The following is a 23530-nucleotide window of genomic DNA, read 5'->3' as shown; positions in this document are numbered from 1 at the left end:
CTGTCTTTCATTTAAAACCGCGCGCTTTAAGCCTGTACTGAAATAGCCATCTGCAGCGCTTCGCTGATGGCTGATGGAAAAGGAGACACGACTGGTTTTTTCATTGCGTCTCGGTGGACCCAGACAATCTCCTGTCTGCCGGTGGCCAGTTTCAGCGGGGCATCCCCATTTACTCCCAGTTTGAAATACTCAAAATGAAGCGAAGCGCGACATTCTTTCAAGGATTTGAGCGCCATACGCACTTCAATGCGGTCAAACGGCATGGCTTCGCGCAGGTGATCCACCCTGCAGTTCAAACAAATCAGTTCGCCCTTTTCTCCAGTCCCCCGGAAATAATCCGGTATCAGCGTGTAAAAGTAATTATCGCGCACCCTTCCCTGCCAGGCATAATAGTTCGCAAAATAGATATTCCCGACAATGTTGGCGTCTTCAAGGGTCGTGTCCATCAGCTGGGCATGCAGGATCGGTTTCACCTCGGGTCCGGCAGGCGCCTGGTACAGATGGCGCTCATTCCCATTGGTGTGCAGGAAATGAAGCGGCTCGGCAATGGGCTCAGGCTGGTTCGGGGCATCGAAACGGGGCAGCATTTCCTCTAAAAACGATCCATAATATTCTGGATACGGCTCCACTTTAGCGGCGCCGTGATCGAGGATCCTGACCCAGGTCGTCTGTTGTTCCAACCATGCCAGCCGTTCGTACCCGCCGTCAGGGAGCACTTTGCGAAAATCAAAAGTCAGGTCCAGCACTGAATCATGAGGGCCGCCATTGCCTGACGCCCAGAGCCTGGCTTCGATCAGATCCTGTGTTGTCGCTTCTCCCAGAATCTTCAAGTCCGCATGGTTGGTAACGCCCCCCCATTCACCCGTGGAGAATTGATCGGCGATCTGTTTCAGCACCGGCCATGCAGAGGTTTCCCTGACCGTCCCGGCCCAAAAAAAATAATGAGAATAGTAGACATGCCGGCTTAATTGCCCGGCGGGCATGAAGGTTACCGGAAAACGGTAAACAAAAACGACCTGCCCCTGTGGCCCGCCTTCCATGATCTGGTAATGCTGTCCATCCAGCAGTGTTTCATAGCCTTTATAGTCAATGTGTCGGGGCTTGCTGGCCACCGTTGCCACGGCTGGTTCCGTTACGGAAAAGGCAACGATCTTCTCCCTGCCACGGGTCAACGTCACGACAAAGGTTAGAATTTTGATGACCCCTTTATCTGTCGTGCAAGCAAAAAGGATACTGTCATTGGCGGATGCCTCGAGCTCAATGGATATGGTTTCCTGGACATCCAGCTTCTGCAGCACCTCTCTGGCCGCCCAGAGCGCTGTACCTCTGCGATCAAGCTCATCGCCGGTGAGTTTTGCGTCAACCACCTTTGGGGCAAATGGCCCCAACAGTCCGGTCCACTGATCGGCTGTCCGGTGGGTGACCGGTGCAAGATCACATCCCAGGTCGCAGGATCCAATGGCAACCAGACAGTACTGGTTGTCATGGGACAGGGAAATATCCAGCGTTTTACCGCCTATGCCGGCCACCGGTTTTCCGGATGGATTCCACTGCAGGTTGATCCGTGAAGGATCCGCATCATTGGCCACGGCCCAGTTTTCGAGTGTCCGGAGAAGAAACGAACGCTCCACCTCCCGCCGCTGGTCTTTGGGCAGGTCATGCAGGCCAGGGAGAAAAGAGACATAAATGTCTGGTGTTTTAAGATGCAGGCGATTTGAGAAATCGGCTGACCGCTCCTGCAACTGCCGGGTGTCACGGTCATCGGGGCGCAGTAAATCGGCGACCGTCGGATAGTCGTCATGATGCTTCAGGATTTTCAGGTGATATCCGGAAAGCCTTTCCAGTACCCGCCCTGACGCGTCCAGGGAATCGACAACCGTTTCGATATCCTGGTCCTGAATACGTTGAAGCCGGTTGCGGACGAATACCCGCTCCTTCTCAGGTGAAACGTGAGTCTGAGCGTAGATATCCCAGTTGTGTATGGAAACGGGAAGCGATGTATCCTGCGGAACCAGCAATGCTGCGGATTGGAGCAGACAGTCACGCAGAAAAGGATCGCCGAGGATAAAGAACTGGTTCTCCGGTGATGCAAATGCACGTGCTGCAGAATTCGGATCAGGCGGCGCGGTGGACAGCACTACCATCCCCGATGCATCCCCTTCCCGATCGAGCTGATGGACGTTACGGATACGCTGGAAGCGCGGTCCCTGAAAAAGCAGCGTTTCCCGGTACAAGTCTGTTGATGGATTCATTTCCAGCGTTTCCGATGGAATATCGATCTGTTTCTCATCGGAAGGATCCATTGCATCCATGATAAATGTGGCCGAAAAGGACGCAGCGTCTGAATCTGCCCCCACCCTGAATATGCCGGTTTTGACCGCCAGCTTATCGTCGATGACAGCCCTTTCCTCTGACTGGGCCCAGATGATGATATCCGCGCCTTTCTCAGGATCCACGATGATTGGCCGCCTCAGCAGAAGGTCTTCTATCCGGACACCATTGAGTTCGCTGATACCGGTCAGACTGGCGGCGACCTGGGCCATGGCTTCCAGGCCGAAGACCGTTGGGAACAGATATGAATCGTTAAAGCAATGATCCTGTAGATAAAGATCCTCATCCGGCGTCAGGTGGACGAGAAAAGCGGATTCGAAACCGGGAATAAAATGCACCCGTTTTTCAAGAAAGCGGGCCCCTTTGAACGGAAGCATGGCCGGTTTTCCCAAGGTATCCAATTGCAGGATACGAGCGGTAACCAGCACTTGATGGGTCCCCGGTTTTGAAAGAAAAAGGCGGACAAATCGCTGAACGCCTTCGTCGGTCGGAATGGCGTCGATTCCCTTTTTGCTCAAGGCCTTGACACTGCCCAGTCTGGCGCCCATGCCTTCGTCGCGCCAGATACTGTATGCCACTGAAAGGGTTCTGGTCTCCGGATGACGGGCCGCAAATCGCCTGAGGATGAGATCCAGGGCTTCATTTGAAAAGGCATACCAGCCATTGCCCTGCATGCCGGTAATGCCGATAATAGATGTCAATCCAACGATTCGCTTGGGCGGCTGCTTACCCAGTTCGGCAAGCAGATTCAGCATACCGACGACTTTGGGGCCCACTTCTTTGAGCGCATCCTCGGGCGAGACCTGATAGAAACGGCGAGGCAGATTGTGGCCGGCACCATGGATAACGCCTGTGATCGGTCCCATCTCATTTTGAATTAGCTTGACTGTTCGCGCGACCGCATTTCTGTCACAGACATCGCAGCTATAGTATCGGGCCGTCAGCCCCTGCTTATCGTATTCTCGAAGCAGTTGATGAATCGAATCATGGTCGCGGTCATCAGATTCAAAAACCTTTAGCGGCGTACTGCCAAGCAGCGCCATTTTCGCGCCTACCGCCCAGGCCAGGGCCAACGCGCACTTTGCGGTAATCCCCTTCGCCCCGCCGGTGACCAGGATAACATCCTCAGCGGACCAGGATAACAGGTCCGGTGTGTATTGAACGGGTTCGATGACGTTGGCGACGGCTGTACGTCGGATAAGATGCCGATCATACCCGACCTCGACAAAATTTTGAGGGCCTTGGATCTCCAAAATGGTTTTTCCCGCGATCAGGGCTGTATCGGTTCTGGAATCAAAATCGATCACCCGCATTTTCAAGTCGTCGCGTTCCAGATAGACGCTTTTTGCCAGGGCGGTGGCACAGCATTGATCGAGAAAGGCAGCATCGGAATGCGTTCCGAAATACCCGCCCCCGAACTGGACAAATACGATGCAATTTCGCCGTCGGGGACCATGGCTGGCCGGTGGTGGGACCGCTGCGAAGGACAGGCGCCGGATGATGTGCATCAGGCGCTTTTCGGTAATTGTCCTCTCGATAGCCAGACGAGGCAAAAGAGCGATAAAATGTGAGAACCTGTCTATTGTATCACTGAAAGCCTTTTCTTGAACCAGGCCAAATGTTGCCACACGTACGTTGGCGCCCAGCCCGAGGAGTTGATCCCGCAGATCCTGAGCCAACGTATCATCGAGCTTGTCGGCGATAATCAGCACCCTGGCGTTGGCCCACTTATCCTCTGCACGCTTACCGAACCAGGCCGGCAATTCCGGCCGCTCACTTTCAATGATGTCGACACGCATTTCCCGTACCGCCGTCTGGGGCAGCTTTATTTTCGACAGCGGACTGGTCATTGTGCCGACATCGATCATGCGTGAAAAGATATCCGCAATCTGGGTCGCACTTCGGCCCAGCAGTTGGGGCAGATCTAAATTAAGATCCAGTTCAAGTGCCTTTGACGCCGAGGCCAGAATCTGCTGCAGTTGCTCTACATCAAACTGCAGATCCGGCCCCATCAGTGCATCAACCGGGATATCCGCAGGCTGGCGATGGGTTGCCGAAGCGATCTGGTCGATAAGCACCTTTAGTATATCAGACGGACTTAAATGGTCATCTTTGTTGTCCGGCAGTGCGTTGTCCAGATGCCTGCGCGCGGCCAGATCGATAATTTCTCCCAGCGATGCATTGGTCCATTTGGCCGTGTCGATATCACTGGAAAGACCGTATTTTTCCAGGTATCTGACAATAAGATCCCCGGATTTGATCGAATCCAGATTCAAGTCGTCCAATAGACGCAGCGCACGCGTCAAGGTCTCTTTGGGAAACCCTGTGGTTTCTTCAACCATGGCGTACAGGATTTCCTCGTCTGATCCATCCGTCCGGTTGTCAGCGGCCGCATGGGGCACGGAAGAAGCGTCATCGGACAGCAATGGCGACGAAGTGTCCTGCTTTTCAGGGCTACCATCTGAGAGGGAATGCTGCATGTCGATTTTAATCAAATCGCTTAAGAATTGCCCCCTGGTCTGCAAATAGGATTGAAGCGCTGCCTGTGACAACCCGGGCAGATCAAGCGGCGGCGCTGCCGCTTGCAGCGGCCCCGTTGTCCGGTAGCCGGAAGATGCGGCCGCGTCCACAACCGGCAGGTTTTCACATGGATTGGAAATAAAGACCCGATCAGCCGGCGGAATAAATGGTTCCACCTGCCGATTGGCGTAAAGCACCTCCCAGTCGATTGTCTGGCCACTGACGTAAAGCTGCGCAAGCAAGCGATTCAAATCGTCACTGGTAAAAGGAGATGACTCTACCGGCAGGCATGAAATTCGGCCGTCTGGAATAATCGCATCGACCAGACCGCACAGTACCCGGCCCGGTCCAACCTCGATGAGAATATCTGAATGCTCCGCAATATTTTCTACCAATCCCACAAAATTCACCTGGGTCGTTACCTGCCGCACGAAATGGATGTGCAGATCATGTCCGGCTGAAATTTCCGACTGTCCATTAACGCTGCTGAATATGCGGACCGGGGAATCCGACAAGGATGCCGGCAGGATCGTCAGCCGGGACAGCTTTTGCGCAGCGCGAGATGTTAACCGGCAATGGAACGCATTGGAAACGGGCAACCGCTGCGCGGGCACCGTTGCTGTTTTTGCCAGGTCGGTCAATTGCTCAATGGCGTTCAATTCACCGGCGACGACCATTTGACTGGGGGCATTGATATTGGCCAGGGCAGCGTACCCATCGGTTATTTTTTCCAGTAAATCTTCAACCTGGGAACGCGTGCATCGCATGCTGAGCATGGCACCGGAGTCTTTCTGACGGGTACGCATGGCTTTTCCCCGTTGATAGGCAAAGCGCAGAAGGGTTTGTTCATCCAAAGCACCGGCAGCATAAAAAGCCGTTGCCTCCCCAAGGCTGTGACCGCCGACAACCGATGGGATGACACCCAATTCTCTTAAAAACCGGCACCACAGGATCGATGCCAGGCAGATGGCCGGCTGAGCGTTTGCGGTCAGCGCAAGCGCGTGGGACCATGAATTGACCTGGTCGGCGTCACGGGCCTGATCGGTCGGGGGAAACATGATCCGGCTGAGCTTTTCCGCACCGAATTCATCGGACAGGCGGTCTGCCAGCTGGACGAGTTCACGGGCCCACTCAAAACGCTCAACCAATACCCGGCCCATATTCAGTTTCTGGGAGCCCTGGCCGGGAAAGAGAAACCCGATTCGCGGCTCGCTGTCCACACGGGCCAGCCAGATTTGAGCCGCCGGGTCCATGTAGGTCTGCCCGGCTTCGGGCGGGTGGGTTTCAAGTATCGTTCTCAGTTTTCCGAGTTTTTCAACCAGCTCATCCGGCTTGCCGGCGATAAACGCGGCCCGCAATGGTTGTTTTGAATCCGCTTGACGTCCAAGGGCTGCGGCCAGGTCTGTCATTTCCGCATAACTGATACCGTCAACCGATTTTTCAAGAGTTTGACATTCCAGGAGCAATGTGGAGACGGTCTCGGCGGCAAAAACAAACAGTTCATTTTCCTGAGCAGAGGCCATTAACGCGCGTTCATCGATTGCCGGCTTGAATCTGGAATCGGGTTGACCAACGGATTCCAATGTCATGTGGGTGTTGATGCCACCAAACCCCATTGCCGATACCCCCGCCCGTATGACTTCAGCGTCCGGCAAAAGGCGGCCGATCTGAACAGGGAAAAGATGACGTGCAGACGCCTCGAAGGCCTGATTGGGATAGCGGCAGTTTGCTATTGGTGGACAGATGCGGCGGTTGACCGAGATCACGGTCTTGATGAACCCCCCGACGCCGCTCGCGGCCTTGGTGTGACCAAGAATTGACTTCAACGATGTAATCCCACACAACCGGTGAGAACTGGATTCCTCGTTGCGGTCGCCATTCTGAACAGCGCCGATCGCCTCCAACTCGACCCGATCACCTACGGATGTCCCGGTTCCGTGGCCTTCGATGAAATGCAGGCGGTCCACCCCATATGCTGTATGCTCATAGGCACGTCTGAGCGCCAGGGATTGGCCCTGGACACTGGGGGCGGTAATGGCCGCATGGCTGCCGTCCGATGAGATCCCCCAGCCGCGTATCACTGCGTAGATGGAATTACCGTCTTTTTTTGCATCATCAAAACGCTTTAAAACAACAAAACCGCACCCCTCACCCGGTAGGAACCCGCTTGCCCGGTTGTCGTAGACCGTCATTTCTCCTGATGTCAACGCACCTGTCTTCGAAAATCCGACCATCTCAAATGGATCGAGGCTGATATCGACCCCGCCTGCCAGTGCCAGATCCAACGTGCCGGTAGCCAGCTTCGTAGCGGCGGTTGCAATGGCCAGCAAGGAGGATGAACAGGCACCGTCAACGGTATAGCCACCGCCATCAAGATCCAGATAATTGCATATCCGCCCGGCAATCGTGTTGGATAGACCGCCGGCCAATGTATCCTCATTCGTCGGTGGGAATGCTGATTTGAAGCTGGCTTCCAGTTCATTTTCCATCGCCTGGATCTCATCAAACGCCATTTTCCGCTGGTGGGCGATTGTCAGAAAGGCTTTGCGGATGTATGGCCACCTGAGCCGCAGATTGTATGATCGGGATTGTTCACCCGTAAGGCTGTTTCCGACGATCACCCCGGTGCGCCGGCCAGGAAGCGTTTCCTTTTTAAAACCGGCATCGGCAACTGCCTGCAAAGCCGTTTCGAGAGCCAGCCAGTGGGCAATATCCGTGCTCTGATAAGCAAGGCGGGGAATCCTTCTGGCGGCCCAGTCAAACGTGAAACAATCGATTACCGAAGCCATTCGGGCATAGGTTCTATCGATCGATTTTCTGTCTTCATGATAGTACTCTTCAAGGGGAAGACGGCATGTTGGAATCCGCCTGAACTGACGGCGGCGACTGAGAACATTGACCCACAACTTCGCCGGTGAATCTGCTCCCGGGTAATGGCATCCCATTCCAATTACAGCAATAGGGATCGTGGTTTTATTCAGTTTCATGATGGATTATCCGATCTAATTAGAAATTAAGTAGTTAATTATCCAAAGCGCTTTTGACAGCCATGCCGATTTTTTCCAATGTATATGGTTTGCGAACATATTCACCTGCACCCAACTGCAGCATTTCCTCCACACGCGACGTTTCTGAAAATCCACTGGCAACGATTGCTTTTTGCATGGGATGGTATTCGAGAATTTGCCGATATGTTTCAAGGCCATCGATCCCGGGATCCATGATCATATCCAGGATGACAAGATCGGCCGTGTGCTGCCGCATATAGTTAACCGCATCTTCTCCACTGGAAGTGGTCGTAACCGAATAGCCCAGCTTGGTCAGGATTTGACGGGCGATATCCCTTTGTTCATTCACATCGTCGACGACCAATATGGACTCACCATTGCCATGGATTTGTTTTAAGGAAATACTTTCTTTTGCACCGGATTGCTGCCGATCGGTTTTTGGAAGATAAAGCATAAACGTTGATCCCTTTCCCAGTTTACTTTTGATTTCAATATATCCGTTATGATCATGAACGGTCCCCCATACCACTGCCATACCCAGACCCGTTCCGCTGCGTCCCATGACTTTTTTGGTGTAAAACGGTTCAAAGATACGGTCCATCTCCTCCATGGCGATACCAACACCCGTATCGGATACGGTAACAAGGTTGTAGCTTCCGTATCGTGTGTCTTCATAACCGCTTATCGGGCTGTTTATCTCAACGTTTTTAGTCGTCACTTCAATGGTCCCACCACTCGGCATTGATTCGGCTGCATTTGAAACAAGATTCATTATCGCTTTGGAAAGATGAATGCCGGATCCCATGATATTTTTAAGATCGCAAGAAAGGTCGATCTTATATTCGACATTTGGATGAAAGGATTGTAATTTTAGAAATTCCGGGCTTTTAAAATAATCTTCAATGATGGAATTCAGATTAACGACAGTGGAGATCGCCACACCACGCCTTGCCAGGGTCAACAAATCCTGAACGATGGCTGCCGCTTTTTCTCCTGAATTTTTTATGGTCAATAAAGCATCCCTGAAAGAGCTGTCTTTTGGCACGTCCGTTAATAACAAATCCGGGTAACTGACAACGCCGGTAAGTATATTATTGAGGTCGTGGGCCACACCGCCAGCCATCGTTCCAAGCGATTCCATTTTTTGGGCACGGCTCAGGCTTGCCTCAAGCTCTTCTTTTTGTTGTTGGGCAATGCGGTGCGCTTTTATCTCTTCCTTTAAGCGTTGATTGGTTTGTGTCAAATCCATCGTTCGTGTATTGACACGCTCTTCCAGGTCACGATTCGCTGCTGCAACTTTTTCCTTTTCGTCCTTATATAGATGAACGAGGATAAAATCTCTGCGTGCTGTGTATTCTATTGAGCAGCAAATGATCATTCCCAGAAAATTGGCAATGAACATGTACATCATGTTGAAAAGGAGGATTTTCGGTGGTGTATCGACGATGAAAACAGAGGATAAAAAGTAGATCGCCACCAATGAACACCCGGCAATGGTGGCATGTAAAAACCGTTCGCGCGCAAATGTATATCCGAAAAACAGACAGATGATGATTCCCACGTAATAGGCGTATATTTGTGGTTTTGGGCCCAGGATGATCATCAAAATGAATCCGCAGCCGGTGGCCAGAATGTATATTGCGGAAATCAAATACCAGCATTTTTCATAATACCTGGTGAAAGAAAACCCCAACCCTATAAAAAATATTGGAATAACGGCACAATACCGTATGGCCCATAATACCGGCAGCGCCTCGGGAAAAAGAATGTTTTCCGGAATGCCCGTTAGCCCATAAAATAAAATGGCGATTACATGGATAATTCTTAAAACGGTAAGGTTTGCCTTGAAATAGTGATGATGAAAGCGATCTTCGAGATGCTCGAATTCATCACAAAAGGAGAGTGTCAGTGGATTGACCTTAAGTCTAATTTCGCTGGATGAAATCTCTTGTTCAGGCTTGGTAACGATATCAATTGGCATTGAGATAACCATTTAAATTGTGAGCAAGCACCCCATTAAACAATCGTTTATTTTTTCCCTTTTGACTGACCTGTTTTTCTATATAGAGTAAAAATTTCTCATAAATTTGATTAAATTACGGCAGCGAGATATATTGAAATATTAAATGAGATATATTTGCTTTTTATAGAACTAAGCACAAACCATGCCATTATAAATCGCTTAATTTAATAGCGAACTACCTTATGCTAACGTTGACATCGTGCTGGGCGCATGATTTTTTTTGACAATTATCGGCATGCAGTTGACAATTTTTGTCAAAATTTTCATTTGTGTATTTTGCATGGAGACGATTTGGACAACCATACTCTCAATGCGGATTTCTCTACTCAAGAATCATGCAAAAAGATATTTTAATAAATAAATCCAGAGACAATAACAATTCAGTAACATTTCAAAGGCATGCATAGATAAATTATCTCTCAATACCCTCAAAAATAAGCTGTAGCAGATTGGCCATGCCTTTTCTTGCCTGTTTAAAATGTTTTTCTCTTAATTTTTTCTGGGTGGGGTCGATACTAATGTCGATGTATGAGATAAACCCTATCTTGGTTATACGAGGGAGAAAAATGCCATATATCTCTTTGTTTGTAATTTTTGCTGACGATTTCCAACGCGGAATCATCACCCAAAATAGCAATCCGATATTTATTAATGACGCATCTCCTGATTTGTATGAAAAATTGGAAAATGCAAATAGTGAAAACGAAATTTCAATTTTTGTTAACGGAATTTTTGATATTGTTGTTGATGACCCGAAAGTGATTCGCCGTGAAGCTCAAAAAACCGATGAGCAATCAGATGACTTTTCATACTTATATTCTTTTTATCAAGTTGGCCCAATGAGACGGTGAATTTCGAATGGTAGAATAAAAATTAGTCGAGGGGGTTTGGCTGGATTCAACGTTTATGATGCTTTCTCTTCAGCCCACAGTAAGTGGGCTCAGATAGCTATCCAGGCGTTTGAAAACAAAAAACGACGTTGGCCGAAATCATCAGCAACCTGAGCCTGGCTATTCTGAGCGTGTTGGTCTCTATGCCAGTCAATGTCTGATTGTCACTTGACGTAGCCGCTGACGGGGCATTCAACTCGGCAAGCATTTTTATATAACGGTGATGAAATTATGCGTTTTTTATCTCTCGTCGAAGAAACGCATAATTTCATCACCCAAAATTCCCCGTGTTTTGATTTATATCGCCGTAAAACCACCTTTGTTGGCAAACGCTTTTTTAGGATAGTGTAGCCGGTGGTAGCACGTCAAAGCCTCTTCCCAGAAAACGGCTTATTCTGGAAGTTTAGAGCATGTGCTTAACCAACTAATTGATCACAGTTGGACCACTCACAAAGACTATCCAACCGGCAGATTATTGTCTTCAAGCTTACTCACCATATTGGCGGGCCAAATGGGTCAAGCAGTGGCGGGAAACCAAAGCCGATAAATTGGATAAAAAAATAAATGTCATCATTAAAGACATTAAGAAAGCAGCGCCGAAGGTCGCAGAACTTGTCGCAGAAGGAGAGCGGCAGGCTGAGATAGAGCGTCGGGAGTGGGAGGCGCAAAAAGAGCAATGGCGAAAAGAGAAGGAAGAGCGCAGGATTGCCAAAGCCCTCAAGGATAGTACGGACGAGCTATTTAGCCTGATGTCATTATGTCTTCTACTAATTGATATTGCACTCATTGAACCTTTCGCTTGGATTTTAGAGAATCCTAAACTGGATAAGTCTATAAAAGTTGGAAGTCTAACATGTCTTGCTATTGGTTTCCACTTCGATCTTTTGTGTTCTTGAGAAAAAGATAGCTATGAAGCTCACCCCCCTCTATGTTTGCATAATTTTACACTATTTTTTTAATAACGGCTGCTGTATTCCATCTGCAGCCACTACCATTTTTGTAAATAAGGCTATAAGAAAAACAACCCATCGACTGACGAATCCCCCCATTTATTTGACCGCCAAATAAGTAAGAGAACTGGCCGGCCGTCTGTATTTTTCATCGGCCACAAAGGCTCCAGCATTGCTAATGAACCAATACACAAGGGGAAACGAAAGATGGGAAAACGAAAAAAGAAATGGCCGAAGGGAATGAAGCCCAAGCTCCATCAAGGTGGCGTCCTCAACGACAGAGGCATCAATATTGATAACGTAATTCCAAAGATTGAACGGGATGGAAGAACATTTACCACCAGGTTAGTGGACAAAAACGATCCATATAATTTACGTGGAAGGTATTGACGGTGGGATGAAGGCGGGGCGAAATATCAGCCGATCTCCGAATACATTCGGCTGATAATGCCCTGCTCAGCAAAACTGTAATACCGGTCATCGTCCATGTTGATGATCAAGTGCTCGTGAACCTGAATGCCAACAATTCTCGCTGCCTGGATTTTTTTCCTGGTAATGTGGATGTCATCGGGAGACGGTTCCAGGTCATTGGAAGGATGGTTGTGGGCCAGAATCATTGCTGCAGAATTGGCCAAGATCGCCGGCTTCAGGACTTCACGAGGTGAGACAGGAGCCGAGGAGAGCATTCCCACCGACACGATATTGAGCCCGATCATTTCGTTCTTAGCATTGAGCAGGGCAACCACGAATTGCTCTCTATCGGCCTGTCCTTTCGTTTGGATGAGGTTCTGAATCAGAGCTTGAGCCTGTTTGGAATTAAACAACCGGACATTTCCAAAAAATACGGATTCTTCTTTGACCAGCGATATCCGATAAACGGCAATGAATTTCGTTTTGGGTGGGTCCAAGGCTGCAGGGAATAGTTGCAGTTGAACATACGGATTGTTAGTATGGTTGGGATTGAATGTTTTCATATAGGGGCCTCCATAGACGCAAAAGAGGCAGCGGCCGGCGGAAAAAATCGGCAACTGCCTTCTATGCTTGTTTCAGATGGTTCAAGAACGCTTCCAGTACTTCAACCGGTAATGCTGGTAATACAGGTGCTCGTGGCACTGCTCCTTGGCGTCGGTGAGGTCGGTATTCCATCCACACGCCTCCATAATTTGCTTTGCTCGGTAAATAGCGTCTTCGTAATGATCGTGTCCATTGAGATGGAACTGGTTTTCGACCAGATGGGCATTGTTAATGTTCCGCCACTGATCACCATCACGAATGCGGGGAATATCCCAGTTAGTGTGACTTATGGAACAGGCTACGAGTTGGCAGAGTTCTACGGACTTTGGCATGATGGAATTCCTTTCGTTTGGACATAAAAAAGGCGACCTGTTGGGGTGATGAGGTCGCCTGAAAATTGTGATACGATTTGGATTGGTTTTTAACTATATCTACAGAGCAGGTTCTATCCAGATATAAATTTGAAATCTTTGAAGATTTAGAAACTTTCCAGCTGTTAATTGACAGTTCCCTTCTTTTCGAGATATCAGATAGGGCTTATATGTGGCTGGTGGATAGTGATTTGTGGCTTATTTCTGTCAAAAGAGGATTGGTTAAGGATGATCATAGAATTGAATGGGAAACGACCAATAATCGGGAATGACGTTTATTTGGCTCCTAACGCAGTGATCGCAGGGGATATCATAATCGGTGAAAAAGCAAGTATTTGGTTTGGAGCTGTTATTCGCGGTGATGAAGGCAAAATCTCGATCGGTCCGCGAACCAGTGTCCAAGATAATGTAGTGATCCATGTCAATGCTGGTTCCAATACGATCGTGGAAGCGGATGTAACGCTTGCTCATGGAGTAGTGATTGAAGGCTGTCACATAGAAAAGGGGGCGTTTATCGGGATGAATGCGACAGTGTTGAGTGGTGCCCGTATTGGTCAATATGCTTTTGTGGCGGCTGGTTCAGTTGTCCTTGAAAACCAGAAGATACCGGCCAACTACCTGGCTGCTGGAGTTCCAAGCAAGATTATAAAGCCAATTTCTGAATCTCTAAAGGATAGAATCGCCCAAGCACCAAGTGATTACATGGCAATGAGCAATCTTTATTCCAGCGGTGCTAAAATAATTTCTCATTAATACAGTGCCATGAAATACGATTTCTGTCTTTCTTTCCAACCCCATGCAAATTGCATCCTATACAAAATCCGCACTTCCCACTATTTATGCCCAAACTACATCAGGGGAGTCGGGGACGGTTTAAAGAATGCATAATTTCATCCCCAAATTCATATTTTTCCGTAGGGGAATGTGTTTTTTAACTTGCCCCCCACTTTAATGGGCGACCAAAAAATGCAATAACAACAGACTCTTGCCTCCTTCATTTTTTATTCGGTAACCTGACGACCCCCTTCACCATGACGCATAATCACCAAACGATCTCCCGGATGCAGAGTCGCATTAAGAGAGATTCTGTTCCAGATTAACAGTGCGGCCAGCGGCACCTCAAAACGCTCGGCAATAAGCGACAAGTTATCCCCAGCCTGAACCACATAGACACGTTCACGCCGATATTGTTGCCAGGCCTTGTGCAGAGCCTCAAAACGACCTGCGAAATCGGTCGGGGCAGTTTCGGGAATATTAATCGTATGGGTTCCCGCTTCCAGATAATGTCCACGTAGTTCAGGATTGAGATCCTTAATATGCTTAAAATCGCTTTTCGCCGCCTTGGCCACAACGGTGAGGCTGGTTTCCTCAAACAGGGTCAGACTGACGCTGGTATACTGACGGGGCGCGTAATAATCGTCTTCAGACAGGTAAAAACCGAAACGTTCAGGGGCCGATATAATTTGCTTTGCCGCCAGAATGCGGAACAGATAACGCTGGCTTTCAAGGGACAGGTAAAGGCGATAAAAGTTATCCACCTCCTGCGCCAGAATTTCAGCACGCAGCCCTTCCTCCCCCATATTGAAAGCCGTCGCAGCCAAGCTCCAACTGCCAAATTCCTGATGGAGTTCTTTCATATAGGCGATAGCTGCCGTGCTAGATGCAGTAAGATTACGCCGCTGATCAATCTTGTCATTGACCAGCAGCCCGTAACGCCTGGCGGTTTCCGGTATAAATTGCCAGAACCCCATCGCGCCCTTAGGCGATCCGACATGGGGGCGCATGGCACTTTCTGCAATAACCATATATTTCAGATCATCAGGGACTCCGGCCTCTGCAAGTTGCTTTTCAATAGCAGGCAGGTAGCGACGGGACCGTTTCAACCACAATATAACCTGATCACGATCCCATAGGGACAACAACAACTCCTTCTCCATCCGTTCGCGCACATCGGCATCATCAATGGGGACAGGTTCACCACAGAAATTCAGATCAGCGCTCAAGCGAAGCTGACTGATCAGCGTGGAATCGGACCGAGGTTGCTCAGCTATTGCCGCAAAAGGGAAAAGGAACAAACATATAACAAGCCCCATAAAATATTTTTCGGTTCGAATCATACCAAACTCCTTTAAAAATTTGCTTCCCGAGTTTATCAATCTAGAACACATCTTTAATTTCTGTCAAACTCACCAAGCCATAATACGCGGACCAAAATAAAGGATTTAGAGGATCTGTTCCGACATGAAGTGTTTAAGCGCGAAAAATGCGCGTCAAAATTGGGATCGCATTTTAGGAAGACGGATCAGCTGCGGCCCAAACTTGTCATCGACCGGTTTAAAGCCGACAATCCCGAGTGGTGGAAAACAGCCGATCTGTTGGAACAAAATATTTGCTGGGGTGGAGAGGTCGCTGCGGCAAAACTCACAAAGCAGCTCAAGCCCACCAAAGTGATCATTTACGGTGGTGAAATGCCCGGCAAATTAATTATTCAACATAAATTGCGAAAAACCACAGAGGGCAATATCGAATTGATAAAACAATTCTGGAAAATGGAGATTCCCTTTTTTGTCGTTGGTGCCACGGCAAGGGATCTTTTACTTCAGCATGCCCAGTAGAGGACCTTTCCTCAGAGAGGTGTTTTTTAATGGACAAGCCCTTTAATGGGCGCCCCGGAAATAGCGTCTGGGATGAGGCATATAAAAACACGATGCGGTTTGAAGGCTTCCAAGACATGTCGAAAACGACATACAACAAAAATATAGCGTTTTCGACTTATACTGATATTATGTCGTTTACGACATAATTATCTGGAGGATGATATGCGACAGATCGTGGTCTCCCCCGAGGGGCTGGGGGCCGTGTTAAGGGAGCTGAGAAAGAAAAAGGGCATCACCCAGGCGGCGCTGGGCGCCAGGGTCGGACTTGACCAGAAACGGGTCTCACTGATTGAAAATGGCAATCCCAACATCCGGGTGGACAGCCTGTCCAGGCTTTTTTCCGCCTTGGAGGTCGGCATGATTCTTGAGCCCAAAGCCCTGGACGATAAGGCTTGCGGCAATGCGGGCCAGGACGCGGGAGATGAGTGGTGACGACAAAGGTAGCCCGACTTCAGGTCCTGATGAATGGTTCTCCCGTGGGCTGGCTCAGCCGCAGGGCAAACGGGATCATCTCTTTCCGCTATGATGCGGCATGGCTTGCCAGTGGCAACACAAGGCCTCTGTCCCTGTCCCTGCCCCTGATAACCCGGGCCTACTCCGGGAATCGTGTCGAAAATTTTCAGCATTTTTCTTCGTCCCGGCGGCCGCTTTCATCTGACCCCGATTTACGACGTGATTTCCATCTATCCGATGGTGGCATCCCACCAGATTGCCTTGCCCAAGGTGAAGATGGCCATGGCGGTATTGGGGAAAAACCGCCATTACCGGTGGGATACGATTACTCGGAGACACTGGCAGGGTAAAGACAGGGATTTCATCTCAGTATGGTAAAGGTTGGTACCATTATCAAAATGGCGCGATAAAAAGATGGTTGGATCATGAAAAATACCAGGGACAAGCTGGGGCGTATACTTGGGCTGGTGGTCAAAGCATTCATCCTGGCTTCCGTTGTAGCTGTTATCCTGCCGGTGGCGCAATACGCGCATAGCCTCAGCGATGAGGAGTATATTGTCTGGCTGGTACGGTTGATATGGGTGCTAATGCTGACCGTCGGTGTCCTTGCCGTTCAGCTGTTGGTTGGTTTTCTGATCAAAAAACGGCATGATTAAAACGTGAAAAACAGGCTATGGGATCGCAGGCTTTTGTAATCGCCACAAAACCAATCTGCTCTTTAATGATTTCCCGAGCATCCATGTCATCATAACCCCGTTTCTGTTATGGCAAGAGAGCATTAAGCAAGGGCAAGTCGTATTAGATCAGATCCGAACGATAGATAAAAAACGACTTATCAAAAAGATTGGGGCTATTGATTCGAAAGTCCAATTGAATGTTATTTCAATCCTGCAGAAATTATCCGCATTTTAAGAGCGTCCAAAGGTCCAATAAAATTGGGGTTGTCAAAAAAAGAGTCAGAAATTGTACTGAAAAAACCGGCAGTCGATGCTGGTACTGCGGATGCGTGGGTTAGCGCATCGAATGACCCCCAAAAAATGCAGTTTTTATACGCATCAGCCAGTGGCGTGGGCTGCGCAGGTCCCTCCAGGCGGCCTGGGCAGCCCTGAAATGCTCAATGTTGATGCTGGACGCAGCATAAACGTCTTTGTGATAAGCCTCTACGATGAGGTCAAACTGCCGGTGGAGCAATGGAAACGCACGGATCAGGCGCTGGCTGTATTCCAGGGGGGTTTCACCGGACAACTGCGGGATGCCGCTGCGGCGCCCCCATCCCACAAGGGCATCGAACAGCCTGATGTTACTGTTAGATCCGCTAAAATAGTCCAGCAGACGCTCAGCCATCCGGCACAGACTTAGCCAGACCTGAAAAAGGCGTTGAATAAAGGTCTCTTGCCGCGGCTCGCATTCCGGCGTCCGGGAAAAATGATGCCATAACCGACGCCACAAATACCATAGTCCCATGCATACGCCGATCAGCAACAGCAAGCCGATGGCACTGGTCAGTCCCCAGGCCATCAGGTTGTGGAGGAAGCCGTGGGAAGCGCCGGTTTCGATGATTCCGCTCACGGAACCGTTGTCTGTCGGCGCTGACTGGCCCGGCGGATCCACCTGCATGCTACGGGGGCTGAAAAGAAAACGCAAGATGGATACAATCACCGGGCCTAACGGACCGGCGGCTGTTTTCAGGGCGGAATAACCTGCCTCTGCAGCCACGGTGAAAAAGGGCAACGCCAAAAAAAAGCCGGCTGCAACCAGGCAGACTGCAAAAAGCGAGAAACTGAAGATGACACCGACCCAGTGAAAGCCCGGCAAAAAAATCGTTGACGCGCTGCTGCGCTGATTGACGATTCCAATGGACAGCAGGCTGAAAATGAAAAAGGGAACGATGAGCATTTCACTGTACGGATCGTCGACATGGATGTCTCCCCGGTAAACCAGAAGGAGATGGAAAATAAAAAGGACCAGAAAGGCGGTGATGCCGAAATCGAACCGCCTGCCGATGCCCAGAGAAGTCGCAGGCCTGCGTACAAAGCAAAGTCCGCCGATCCAAAATCCGCCCCCCAAACAACCAATCATGCCCAGCCTCAACCATTCCACAACCCCCTGGGTCTGTTGGATGGTAGCCGCCAACCAGCCCACGCCCAGAAAGGGGTGCCGGCCGTCGGTAAACGCGTAGACAATGATTGCCGCAGACAACAAGAGGCCGGCCAGATGAAGCAAGGGAATAAAAAGAATCCGCCATTTTCCAAGGCCAGGCCATCGCGTGCGCATGATTATGGCGGCCAGAAAAAAGGTAAAAACCGACTCGAGCAACGGAAATCCACGGTTCAATACCGCTGCCGCGACAAAGGCAACCCACCCGTAAAGCCAGCAGAGCTCCATACCGGCACGTGTAACCGTCAACACGATCGTCCCTTTTTCCTTCACTGACATCCGGCTCCGATGGTAAGTTCATCCAGGACAAAGGTCCTGCCGTTTTTGGCGCCAATGTCACCTTGGCGATGGCACACCACTGCGTCCATGGGGATTCTGCGTTGGCTGAAAAAGTCCCGGACAGCCTGAATGTCGGCGTTGTCCTGGTATGCGAAACACACCGCGCTACCCGCCCGGCGAATGGCGCCATCGATGCACAAGGACTCACTCAGCGAAAGGGTGCCTTCCATGCGGAGGCGAGCTAAAACCGTTAGAACAGCAGACAGTTTACGGTTGCCGTGGGATACGGACAGCCGTACGGCACTTTTGCCAACGTGGCCATTGGTCGAAAACCCAAAAGCGTAGCCGTTGCGTTCACATTGAACGGCCAGGGATGCCAGGACTTCAATGCTGTGTTCAAAGGCTTCATGAGCATGTTGATCGGCAAAGGAAGCCACATCCAGCAGCAGCAGGACCTTGGTCTGGGCAGAAGGCTCGAACACTTTTTCCTGAAGCCGCATATGGCGTGCACTGGCTTTCCAGTGAATATAGCGTGCGGGCTGCATGCACTGATAATCACGGGTACCGAGGATATAAATGGGATCCTGGACAGGGGTATTGGCACCGGGAAGGCCGAAATAATCCTTTCTGACAAAGGAAAAGGGCTTTAAAGGAACAATCCTTGGATAGACGACAATCTCAATGGGCGAATACGCCCTTTTTTGGGCACTTAGAAAAAAGCCAAAAAAATCCCCCGCGGTCAAACGGGTCGACCCTAGTTGAAAAACACCCCGCCGGCTGACTTTCCGTTTCCACTGAAAGTTTACCTGCTGATACCAGAGCAGCCCGCATTCGATTTTCAAATCAGAAAGGGTCTCAATGGATGGTGAATCGCCATGCACCAATATTTCCATGTGCAGACGAACCGGCAACCATTTTTTATTCCTGGCCCAGACGCGCACCCGAAGTTCATCGCCGGGGAAAAGCGTTGTGCGATCGACGCTGGTGCGGATCGAAAGGCCTCTCAGACTGGCACGGCTCCAGAGTCTGGCACAGGTCATCACCACCAGGACAATCAGCGTCAGCAGGGCCAGGTCCCGCTGACCGTTCAACAGAGCGATAAAAAAAAACAACCCGACAAAAAACTGGATAAATAAGGTCGTATAAATGGACGGTGGTTGATATTCCTGTAAAGACATGCAGCGCCCCCGCAAGACCCTAACGTGGCAACGGATCTGGAATCGGACACTGCGCCACGATCTCTTTCAGAAGATGGACAGGACTGCTCCCGCGCAGGCGTTCATCTTCCCGAAGCATCAGTCGATGCGCCAGGACCGGAACGGCCAGATATTTGATGTCGTCAGGCAACACGTAATCACGCCCCCTTAGTGCCGCCAGGGCCTGTCCGGCACGCATCAATGCCAGGGTTCCGCGGGGGCTGGCCCCGAAGCGCAAGGCCGGACTTTCTCGCGTGGCCCTGACCATATCGGTGATGTATTCCCGCACCGGTCCGGAAATATGGACCTTACGGCATGCGGCCTGCAACCCGCAGATGATGTCCGGCCTGGCGACGGCTTCCAGTGTAAGCAATGGATCGGTCTCCTGAAAGCGCTGGAGGATGGCAATTTCCTCATCTTTATCTGGATATCCCAACTCGACCTTTATCAGAAAGCGATCGAGTTGAGCTTCGGGCAGATGGAAGGTGCCTTCCAGTTCAATTGGATTTTGGGTGGCCATAACGAAAAAAGGTCTGGGCAAATGGTGGGTTTGCCCATCCACGGTAACCTGGCGCTCCTCCATGCTCTCCAGCAAACTGGACTGGGTTCTGGGAATGGTGCGGTTGATTTCGTCCGCCAGCAGCACATGGGTGATCACAGGACCGGCCTGATAGCGGAAATTTCCGTTTCGATGATCGTATATGTTAAAGCCGGTGATATCAGAAGGCAGCAGATCCGGCGTAAATTGCACCCGCTTGAAATCACCGCCCATGCTGCAGGCCAGCGCCTTTGCAAGCAGGGTCTTGCCGAGGCCGGGGACATCCTCCATCAAAACGTGGCCCTCGCCCAGCAGCGCCACCAATAGCAATTCAATGGTCTTCTGCTTGCCAATGACAACCTTTGAGATATTCTCAATTATCTGTTTGCATATACTGAAATCCGACATTGCCTCTCCGAATTCTTGTAGCGTTGTCATACCGTTTAAGGCATTGTGTGCCCCTTGCCCCTCCGTTTTTGGAAGGTGGGGCCCATTGTTTGGGCAGCCTGAAGGGTCGGATAAACTTATACGACGGTAGAAAATATTTTGAGATAAAAGCATCAGGCAGCCTTCTGCAAACGGACGAGGCAAAGCGCAATAAACCTCATCAATGGTTTTTTCGTCAAGAGAAGAATGCCCTGGACCCAATTATAAAACTGAATCTAATCGGCCGGGCCCCACCGCAGCGCCTTGCCGGTGTCAAATGAATGCGGGTAAATAGATCGATGCTTAAGCGTTCACCATTACCGTTCGATTTTCAACGGTTGGCGGAGGAAGGCAACAGGTAGGGAAATAAGGTGTAAGTAACTATAATTCCCAAGAAGTGGGTATTTCAATTCACAACCGCTATCACCGGTAATTCGCCACTACCTCCTGGCATCCAGATAACCATCTAAAAATTGGGCAAAAAGATAAAAACTCAATGAATATTTTATATATGGCATGGTACTTGCTGTATTATTCAGTATGTGAAGAAGCAGCGGGCCTTGAACGGAACAGAAGATGATGTTGGCCTGGAAGTCTAAGGCGTTTGGCGACAAAGAATTGTTTTGATGTTCTTGCCTCTTCACATTTTCCTTTTCCTACTACCATCAAGGACACTAGGTCGTAGTGAGATGGGCATTAAAGCGAGCTGAATAAAGTACAAAAGACCACTGCACAATTCAAATTTTCAAAATAAAGTTAATAATTCACTTGCTAAAAATAGGACATGCTATATAGTGCAATCATCATAAAGGGCTGCCGTTGTTGGTGGCCCTGTTTCATATTTAAGGTTTGTCTATTTGTTAATATAGCACCTTGAGTTTGAAACAATTTTTTTATTTTTTTAGGAGATAGTTAGTATGGCAAGTGGTATCGTAAAGTGGTTTAATGACAGCAAGGGTTTTGGTTTTATCGAGCAGGAAGATGGACCTGATGTATTTGTACATCATTCAGCAATAAACGCCACCGGATTCAAGTCTCTCAGCGAAGGCGACCGGGTCACCTTTGACATTGAGCAGGGCCCTAAGGGGCTTGCTGCAGCGAATGTGACAGTGGTTTAGCGCTTCGTTTTTTATTTTAGATTAAAAGGGATTCCTTCAGACGTTTGAGGGAATCCTTTTTTATTTGGGAAGGCGGATTGACAGTCTCCACCATGTGCTAAGGGCGCAGAAAAATAATATCCATGCCGATTGGACGCTGGAATATCCAGGCCAACCGATCCCTGGATCCCTTTATAACCAGCTGTTTTATAATGATTATTTTTTTGTTTACATAAAAATCATAAAATATCCCGCCATTCTTTTTCCTTCCTGAAATCATTTGCTTTTGCCCCATGGCGGTGGCATGATGCATGCTTTCGGTTTAAAACTTCAAGAGAGAGAACGGCATTGACGGTCTGCATCGAAAAAAACGTGCTGCAGGAACTGATTACACTCCTCGAACTCGAAGAGATCGAGGAGAATATCTATCGGGGGCAGAGCCAGGATCTGGGATGGGGAACGGTGTTTGGCGGACAGGTGATCGGTCAGGCGCTGTCGGCCGCATACCGGACCGTTCCCCCCGGCCGCCGCGCCCACAGCCTCCACGGCTATTTCCTGCGCATGGGGGACGTCAACAAACCCATCGTCTACACCGTGGACTGCATTCGGGACGGAAAAAGCTTCAACACCCGGCGGGTCGTGGCCGTTCAATATGGAAAGGCAATCTTCAACATGGCCGCATCTTTCCAGGAGCCGGAGGAAGGCTTCGAGCACCAGATTGACTCGCCATCCTTTCCCGGCCCCGAAGGCCTGGCCTCGGAAATGGAGCTGGCCGAAGCCAATGCGGACCGGATTCCGGAATCCATTCGGAAAATCGTCCTGTGCAGGAAACCCATCGAAATCCGCCCCGTGAAAACCATGAACCCTTTTGCTCCGAAAAAGATTCCTCCCGCTCGTCAGGTGTGGTTCAAAACCATTGATCGGCTTCCCAACGATCCGGCCGTCCACCAGTACATGCTGGCTTACGCATCGGATTACGGGCTAATCCCGACAGCCCTCTACCCCCACGGATACAGTTTCTGGCAGCCTGAAATCCAGATCGCAAGCCTGGACCATGCCATGTGGTTTCACCGTGAATTCCGTATGGACGACTGGCTTTTTTATGTAATGCACAGCCCCGTCGCCCAGGGCGCCCGCGCGCTGTGCCGCGGCGACATCTACACCCGGGACGGCCTGCTGGTCGCCTCGGTGGCACAGGAAGGTCTGATCCGCTACAGAGGCAAGGCTTCGTGAGGTGCCATAAATAGTTACCTATAACGGAGGTTGGAGGTGAAAGATCGTTTTCGCTTCAATCGGTTTATCGGCAATGTAACAATGCTGGCAGTACCTGTCTGGTTGTTGCTATCCGGAAGTGGCCTCTGTCAGGACGTTTCAGACACGTTGAGAAACCATAAAGAGATGAAAACTCGAGGATTGATCGAGAAATATCGAAAACGTGCTTTTGCCGACGGAGGTGGCGAGTGAGGATCTTTGAATTTTATGGATCAGTGCGACTTTGTAACGGCTTATGGGGCTTGGCTTTTAAAACGGCCCCTGTCGTTTTTCCAGGGGCCGCTGTAAGATCGCCTGTTGTGGTTGTTTCCAATCTTATCTGCTGTTATGCCGCAGGGAGCGTCAATT

General features: G+C 49.8%; 20 protein-coding genes. 12 read left to right on the top strand and 8 right to left on the bottom strand.

Annotation, left to right across the window (positions count from 1 at the left end):
* Positions 1–26 precede the first annotated feature (26 nt).
* Both Dvar_RS04230 and Dvar_RS04225 read right to left on the bottom strand, forming a co-directional pair.
* Positions 27–7838 (bottom strand): SDR family NAD(P)-dependent oxidoreductase, encoded by a 7812-nt coding sequence (locus tag Dvar_RS04230; protein WP_419660484.1) that lies wholly within the window; start codon positions 7836–7838, stop codon positions 27–29.
* 34 nt (positions 7839–7872) lie between these two features.
* Positions 7873–9840 carry a response regulator gene (locus tag Dvar_RS04225; RefSeq protein WP_419660483.1) on the bottom strand — a complete coding sequence of 656 codons (1968 nt, stop codon included), beginning with the start codon at positions 9838–9840 and terminating at the stop codon, positions 7873–7875.
* A 608-nt stretch (positions 9841–10448) separates the two neighbouring features.
* Between Dvar_RS04225 and Dvar_RS04220 the strand changes: the two genes are divergently transcribed.
* From Dvar_RS04220 to Dvar_RS04210, 3 genes are all read left to right on the top strand, one after another.
* Positions 10449–10733: a hypothetical protein gene (locus Dvar_RS04220; protein ID WP_419660482.1), complete on the top strand. Its 285-nt coding sequence runs from the start codon at positions 10449–10451 to the stop codon at positions 10731–10733.
* Between the two features lie 467 nt (positions 10734–11200).
* On the top strand, positions 11201–11668 hold the full coding sequence (locus tag Dvar_RS04215; RefSeq protein ID WP_419660481.1) for a hypothetical protein: 468 nt from the start codon (positions 11201–11203) through the stop codon (positions 11666–11668).
* Between the two features lie 261 nt (positions 11669–11929).
* Positions 11930–12112 carry a hypothetical protein gene (locus Dvar_RS04210; protein WP_419660480.1) on the top strand — a complete coding sequence of 61 codons (183 nt, stop codon included), beginning with the start codon at positions 11930–11932 and terminating at the stop codon, positions 12110–12112.
* A 26-nt stretch (positions 12113–12138) separates the two neighbouring features.
* Here Dvar_RS04210 and Dvar_RS04205 read toward each other — a convergent pair whose 3' ends face one another.
* Positions 12139–12696 carry a JAB domain-containing protein gene (locus Dvar_RS04205; protein WP_419660479.1) on the bottom strand — a complete coding sequence of 186 codons (558 nt, stop codon included), beginning with the start codon at positions 12694–12696 and terminating at the stop codon, positions 12139–12141.
* 81 nt (positions 12697–12777) lie between these two features.
* Positions 12778–13068: a hypothetical protein gene (locus tag Dvar_RS04200; RefSeq protein ID WP_419660478.1), complete on the bottom strand. Its 291-nt coding sequence runs from the start codon at positions 13066–13068 to the stop codon at positions 12778–12780.
* 267 nt (positions 13069–13335) lie between these two features.
* Between Dvar_RS04200 and Dvar_RS04195 the strand changes: the two genes are divergently transcribed.
* Positions 13336–13860: a gamma carbonic anhydrase family protein gene (locus tag Dvar_RS04195; RefSeq protein ID WP_419660477.1), complete on the top strand. Its 525-nt coding sequence runs from the start codon at positions 13336–13338 to the stop codon at positions 13858–13860.
* A gap of 248 nt (positions 13861–14108) precedes the next feature.
* Here Dvar_RS04195 and Dvar_RS04190 read toward each other — a convergent pair whose 3' ends face one another.
* Complete coding sequence (locus tag Dvar_RS04190; protein ID WP_419660476.1) at positions 14109–15224, bottom strand: transglycosylase SLT domain-containing protein; 1116 nt, start codon at positions 15222–15224, stop codon at positions 14109–14111.
* Positions 15225–15383: 159 nt separating this feature from the next.
* Between Dvar_RS04190 and Dvar_RS04185 the strand changes: the two genes are divergently transcribed.
* The 5 genes from Dvar_RS04185 (at position 15384) to Dvar_RS04165 (ending at position 17129) form a co-directional block, all read left to right on the top strand.
* A complete protein-coding gene (locus Dvar_RS04185) occupies positions 15384–15722 on the top strand; it encodes a type IV toxin-antitoxin system AbiEi family antitoxin (protein ID WP_419660475.1) in 339 nt (112 codons plus the stop codon).
* 204 nt (positions 15723–15926) lie between these two features.
* A complete protein-coding gene (locus tag Dvar_RS04180; protein ID WP_419660474.1) occupies positions 15927–16196 on the top strand; it encodes a helix-turn-helix domain-containing protein in 270 nt (89 codons plus the stop codon).
* A complete protein-coding gene (locus Dvar_RS04175; RefSeq protein ID WP_419660473.1) occupies positions 16193–16567 on the top strand; it encodes a HipA N-terminal domain-containing protein in 375 nt (124 codons plus the stop codon). The genes Dvar_RS04180 and Dvar_RS04175 overlap by 4 nt, the downstream gene beginning before the upstream one ends.
* 75 nt (positions 16568–16642) lie before the next feature.
* Complete coding sequence (locus Dvar_RS04170; protein WP_419660472.1) at positions 16643–16873, top strand: hypothetical protein; 231 nt, start codon at positions 16643–16645, stop codon at positions 16871–16873.
* 22 nt (positions 16874–16895) lie between these two features.
* The gene (locus Dvar_RS04165; RefSeq protein WP_419664068.1) at positions 16896–17129 is read left to right on the top strand and encodes a type II toxin-antitoxin system PemK/MazF family toxin; all 234 of its coding nucleotides are present in this window, start codon (positions 16896–16898) and stop codon (positions 17127–17129) included.
* Positions 17130–17228: 99 nt separating this feature from the next.
* Here Dvar_RS04165 and Dvar_RS04160 read toward each other — a convergent pair whose 3' ends face one another.
* From Dvar_RS04160 to Dvar_RS04150, 3 genes are read right to left on the bottom strand one after another with little or no spacing between them, the layout of a single operon-like run.
* Positions 17229–18653 carry a DUF4129 domain-containing protein gene (locus Dvar_RS04160; protein ID WP_419660471.1) on the bottom strand — a complete coding sequence of 475 codons (1425 nt, stop codon included), beginning with the start codon at positions 18651–18653 and terminating at the stop codon, positions 17229–17231.
* Entirely contained in the window at positions 18644–19831 is a 1188-nt protein-coding gene (locus Dvar_RS04155) for a DUF58 domain-containing protein (protein WP_419660470.1), read from the bottom strand. Before Dvar_RS04155 ends, Dvar_RS04160 begins: the two co-directional genes overlap by 10 nt.
* 19 nt (positions 19832–19850) lie before the next feature.
* The gene (locus Dvar_RS04150; protein WP_419660469.1) at positions 19851–20795 is read right to left on the bottom strand and encodes an AAA family ATPase; all 945 of its coding nucleotides are present in this window, start codon (positions 20793–20795) and stop codon (positions 19851–19853) included.
* 935 nt (positions 20796–21730) lie between these two features.
* Between Dvar_RS04150 and Dvar_RS04145 the strand changes: the two genes are divergently transcribed.
* From Dvar_RS04145 to Dvar_RS04135, 3 genes are all read left to right on the top strand, one after another.
* Positions 21731–21931 (top strand): cold-shock protein, encoded by a 201-nt coding sequence (locus Dvar_RS04145; protein ID WP_419660468.1) that lies wholly within the window; start codon positions 21731–21733, stop codon positions 21929–21931.
* Between the two features lie 327 nt (positions 21932–22258).
* Positions 22259–23143 (top strand): acyl-CoA thioesterase II, encoded by an 885-nt coding sequence (tesB, locus tag Dvar_RS04140; RefSeq protein ID WP_419660467.1) that lies wholly within the window; start codon positions 22259–22261, stop codon positions 23141–23143.
* 36 nt (positions 23144–23179) lie between these two features.
* Positions 23180–23374: a hypothetical protein gene (locus Dvar_RS04135; protein WP_419660466.1), complete on the top strand. Its 195-nt coding sequence runs from the start codon at positions 23180–23182 to the stop codon at positions 23372–23374.
* Positions 23375–23530 lie beyond the last annotated feature (156 nt).

The organism is Desulfosarcina variabilis str. Montpellier (assembly GCF_048565275.1).
Taxonomy (GTDB): domain Bacteria; phylum Desulfobacterota; class Desulfobacteria; order Desulfobacterales; family Desulfosarcinaceae; genus Desulfosarcina; species Desulfosarcina variabilis.
Note: the sequence above shows the minus strand (reverse complement) of the source record. Positions and strands in the feature narration are given on the sequence as shown.

Bases quoted from the DNA above. Each gene is read 5' to 3' on its own strand.
- Dvar_RS04180 (WP_419660474.1), top strand. From the start codon at position 15,927: ATGCGACAGATCGTGGTCTCCCCCGAGGGGCTGGGGGCCGTGTTAAGG.
- Dvar_RS04230 (WP_419660484.1), bottom strand. From the start codon at position 7,838: ATGAAACTGAATAAAACCACGATCCCTATTGCTGTAATTGGAATGGGA.
- Dvar_RS04170 (WP_419660472.1), top strand. From the start codon at position 16,643: ATGAAAAATACCAGGGACAAGCTGGGGCGTATACTTGGGCTGGTGGTC.
- Dvar_RS04150 (WP_419660469.1), bottom strand. From the start codon at position 20,795: ATGTCGGATTTCAGTATATGCAAACAGATAATTGAGAATATCTCAAAG.
- Dvar_RS04190 (WP_419660476.1), bottom strand. From the start codon at position 15,224: ATGATTCGAACCGAAAAATATTTTATGGGGCTTGTTATATGTTTGTTC.
- Dvar_RS04205 (WP_419660479.1), bottom strand. From the start codon at position 12,696: ATGAAAACATTCAATCCCAACCATACTAACAATCCGTATGTTCAACTG.
- Dvar_RS04200 (WP_419660478.1), bottom strand. From the start codon at position 13,068: ATGCCAAAGTCCGTAGAACTCTGCCAACTCGTAGCCTGTTCCATAAGT.
- Dvar_RS04195 (WP_419660477.1), top strand. From the start codon at position 13,336: ATGATCATAGAATTGAATGGGAAACGACCAATAATCGGGAATGACGTT.
- Dvar_RS04145 (WP_419660468.1), top strand. From the start codon at position 21,731: ATGGCAAGTGGTATCGTAAAGTGGTTTAATGACAGCAAGGGTTTTGGT.
- Dvar_RS04210 (WP_419660480.1), top strand. From the start codon at position 11,930: ATGGGAAAACGAAAAAAGAAATGGCCGAAGGGAATGAAGCCCAAGCTC.
- Dvar_RS04220 (WP_419660482.1), top strand. From the start codon at position 10,449: ATGCCATATATCTCTTTGTTTGTAATTTTTGCTGACGATTTCCAACGC.
- Dvar_RS04225 (WP_419660483.1), bottom strand. From the start codon at position 9,840: ATGCCAATTGATATCGTTACCAAGCCTGAACAAGAGATTTCATCCAGC.
- Dvar_RS04155 (WP_419660470.1), bottom strand. From the start codon at position 19,831: ATGTCTTTACAGGAATATCAACCACCGTCCATTTATACGACCTTATTT.
- Dvar_RS04160 (WP_419660471.1), bottom strand. From the start codon at position 18,653: ATGTCAGTGAAGGAAAAAGGGACGATCGTGTTGACGGTTACACGTGCC.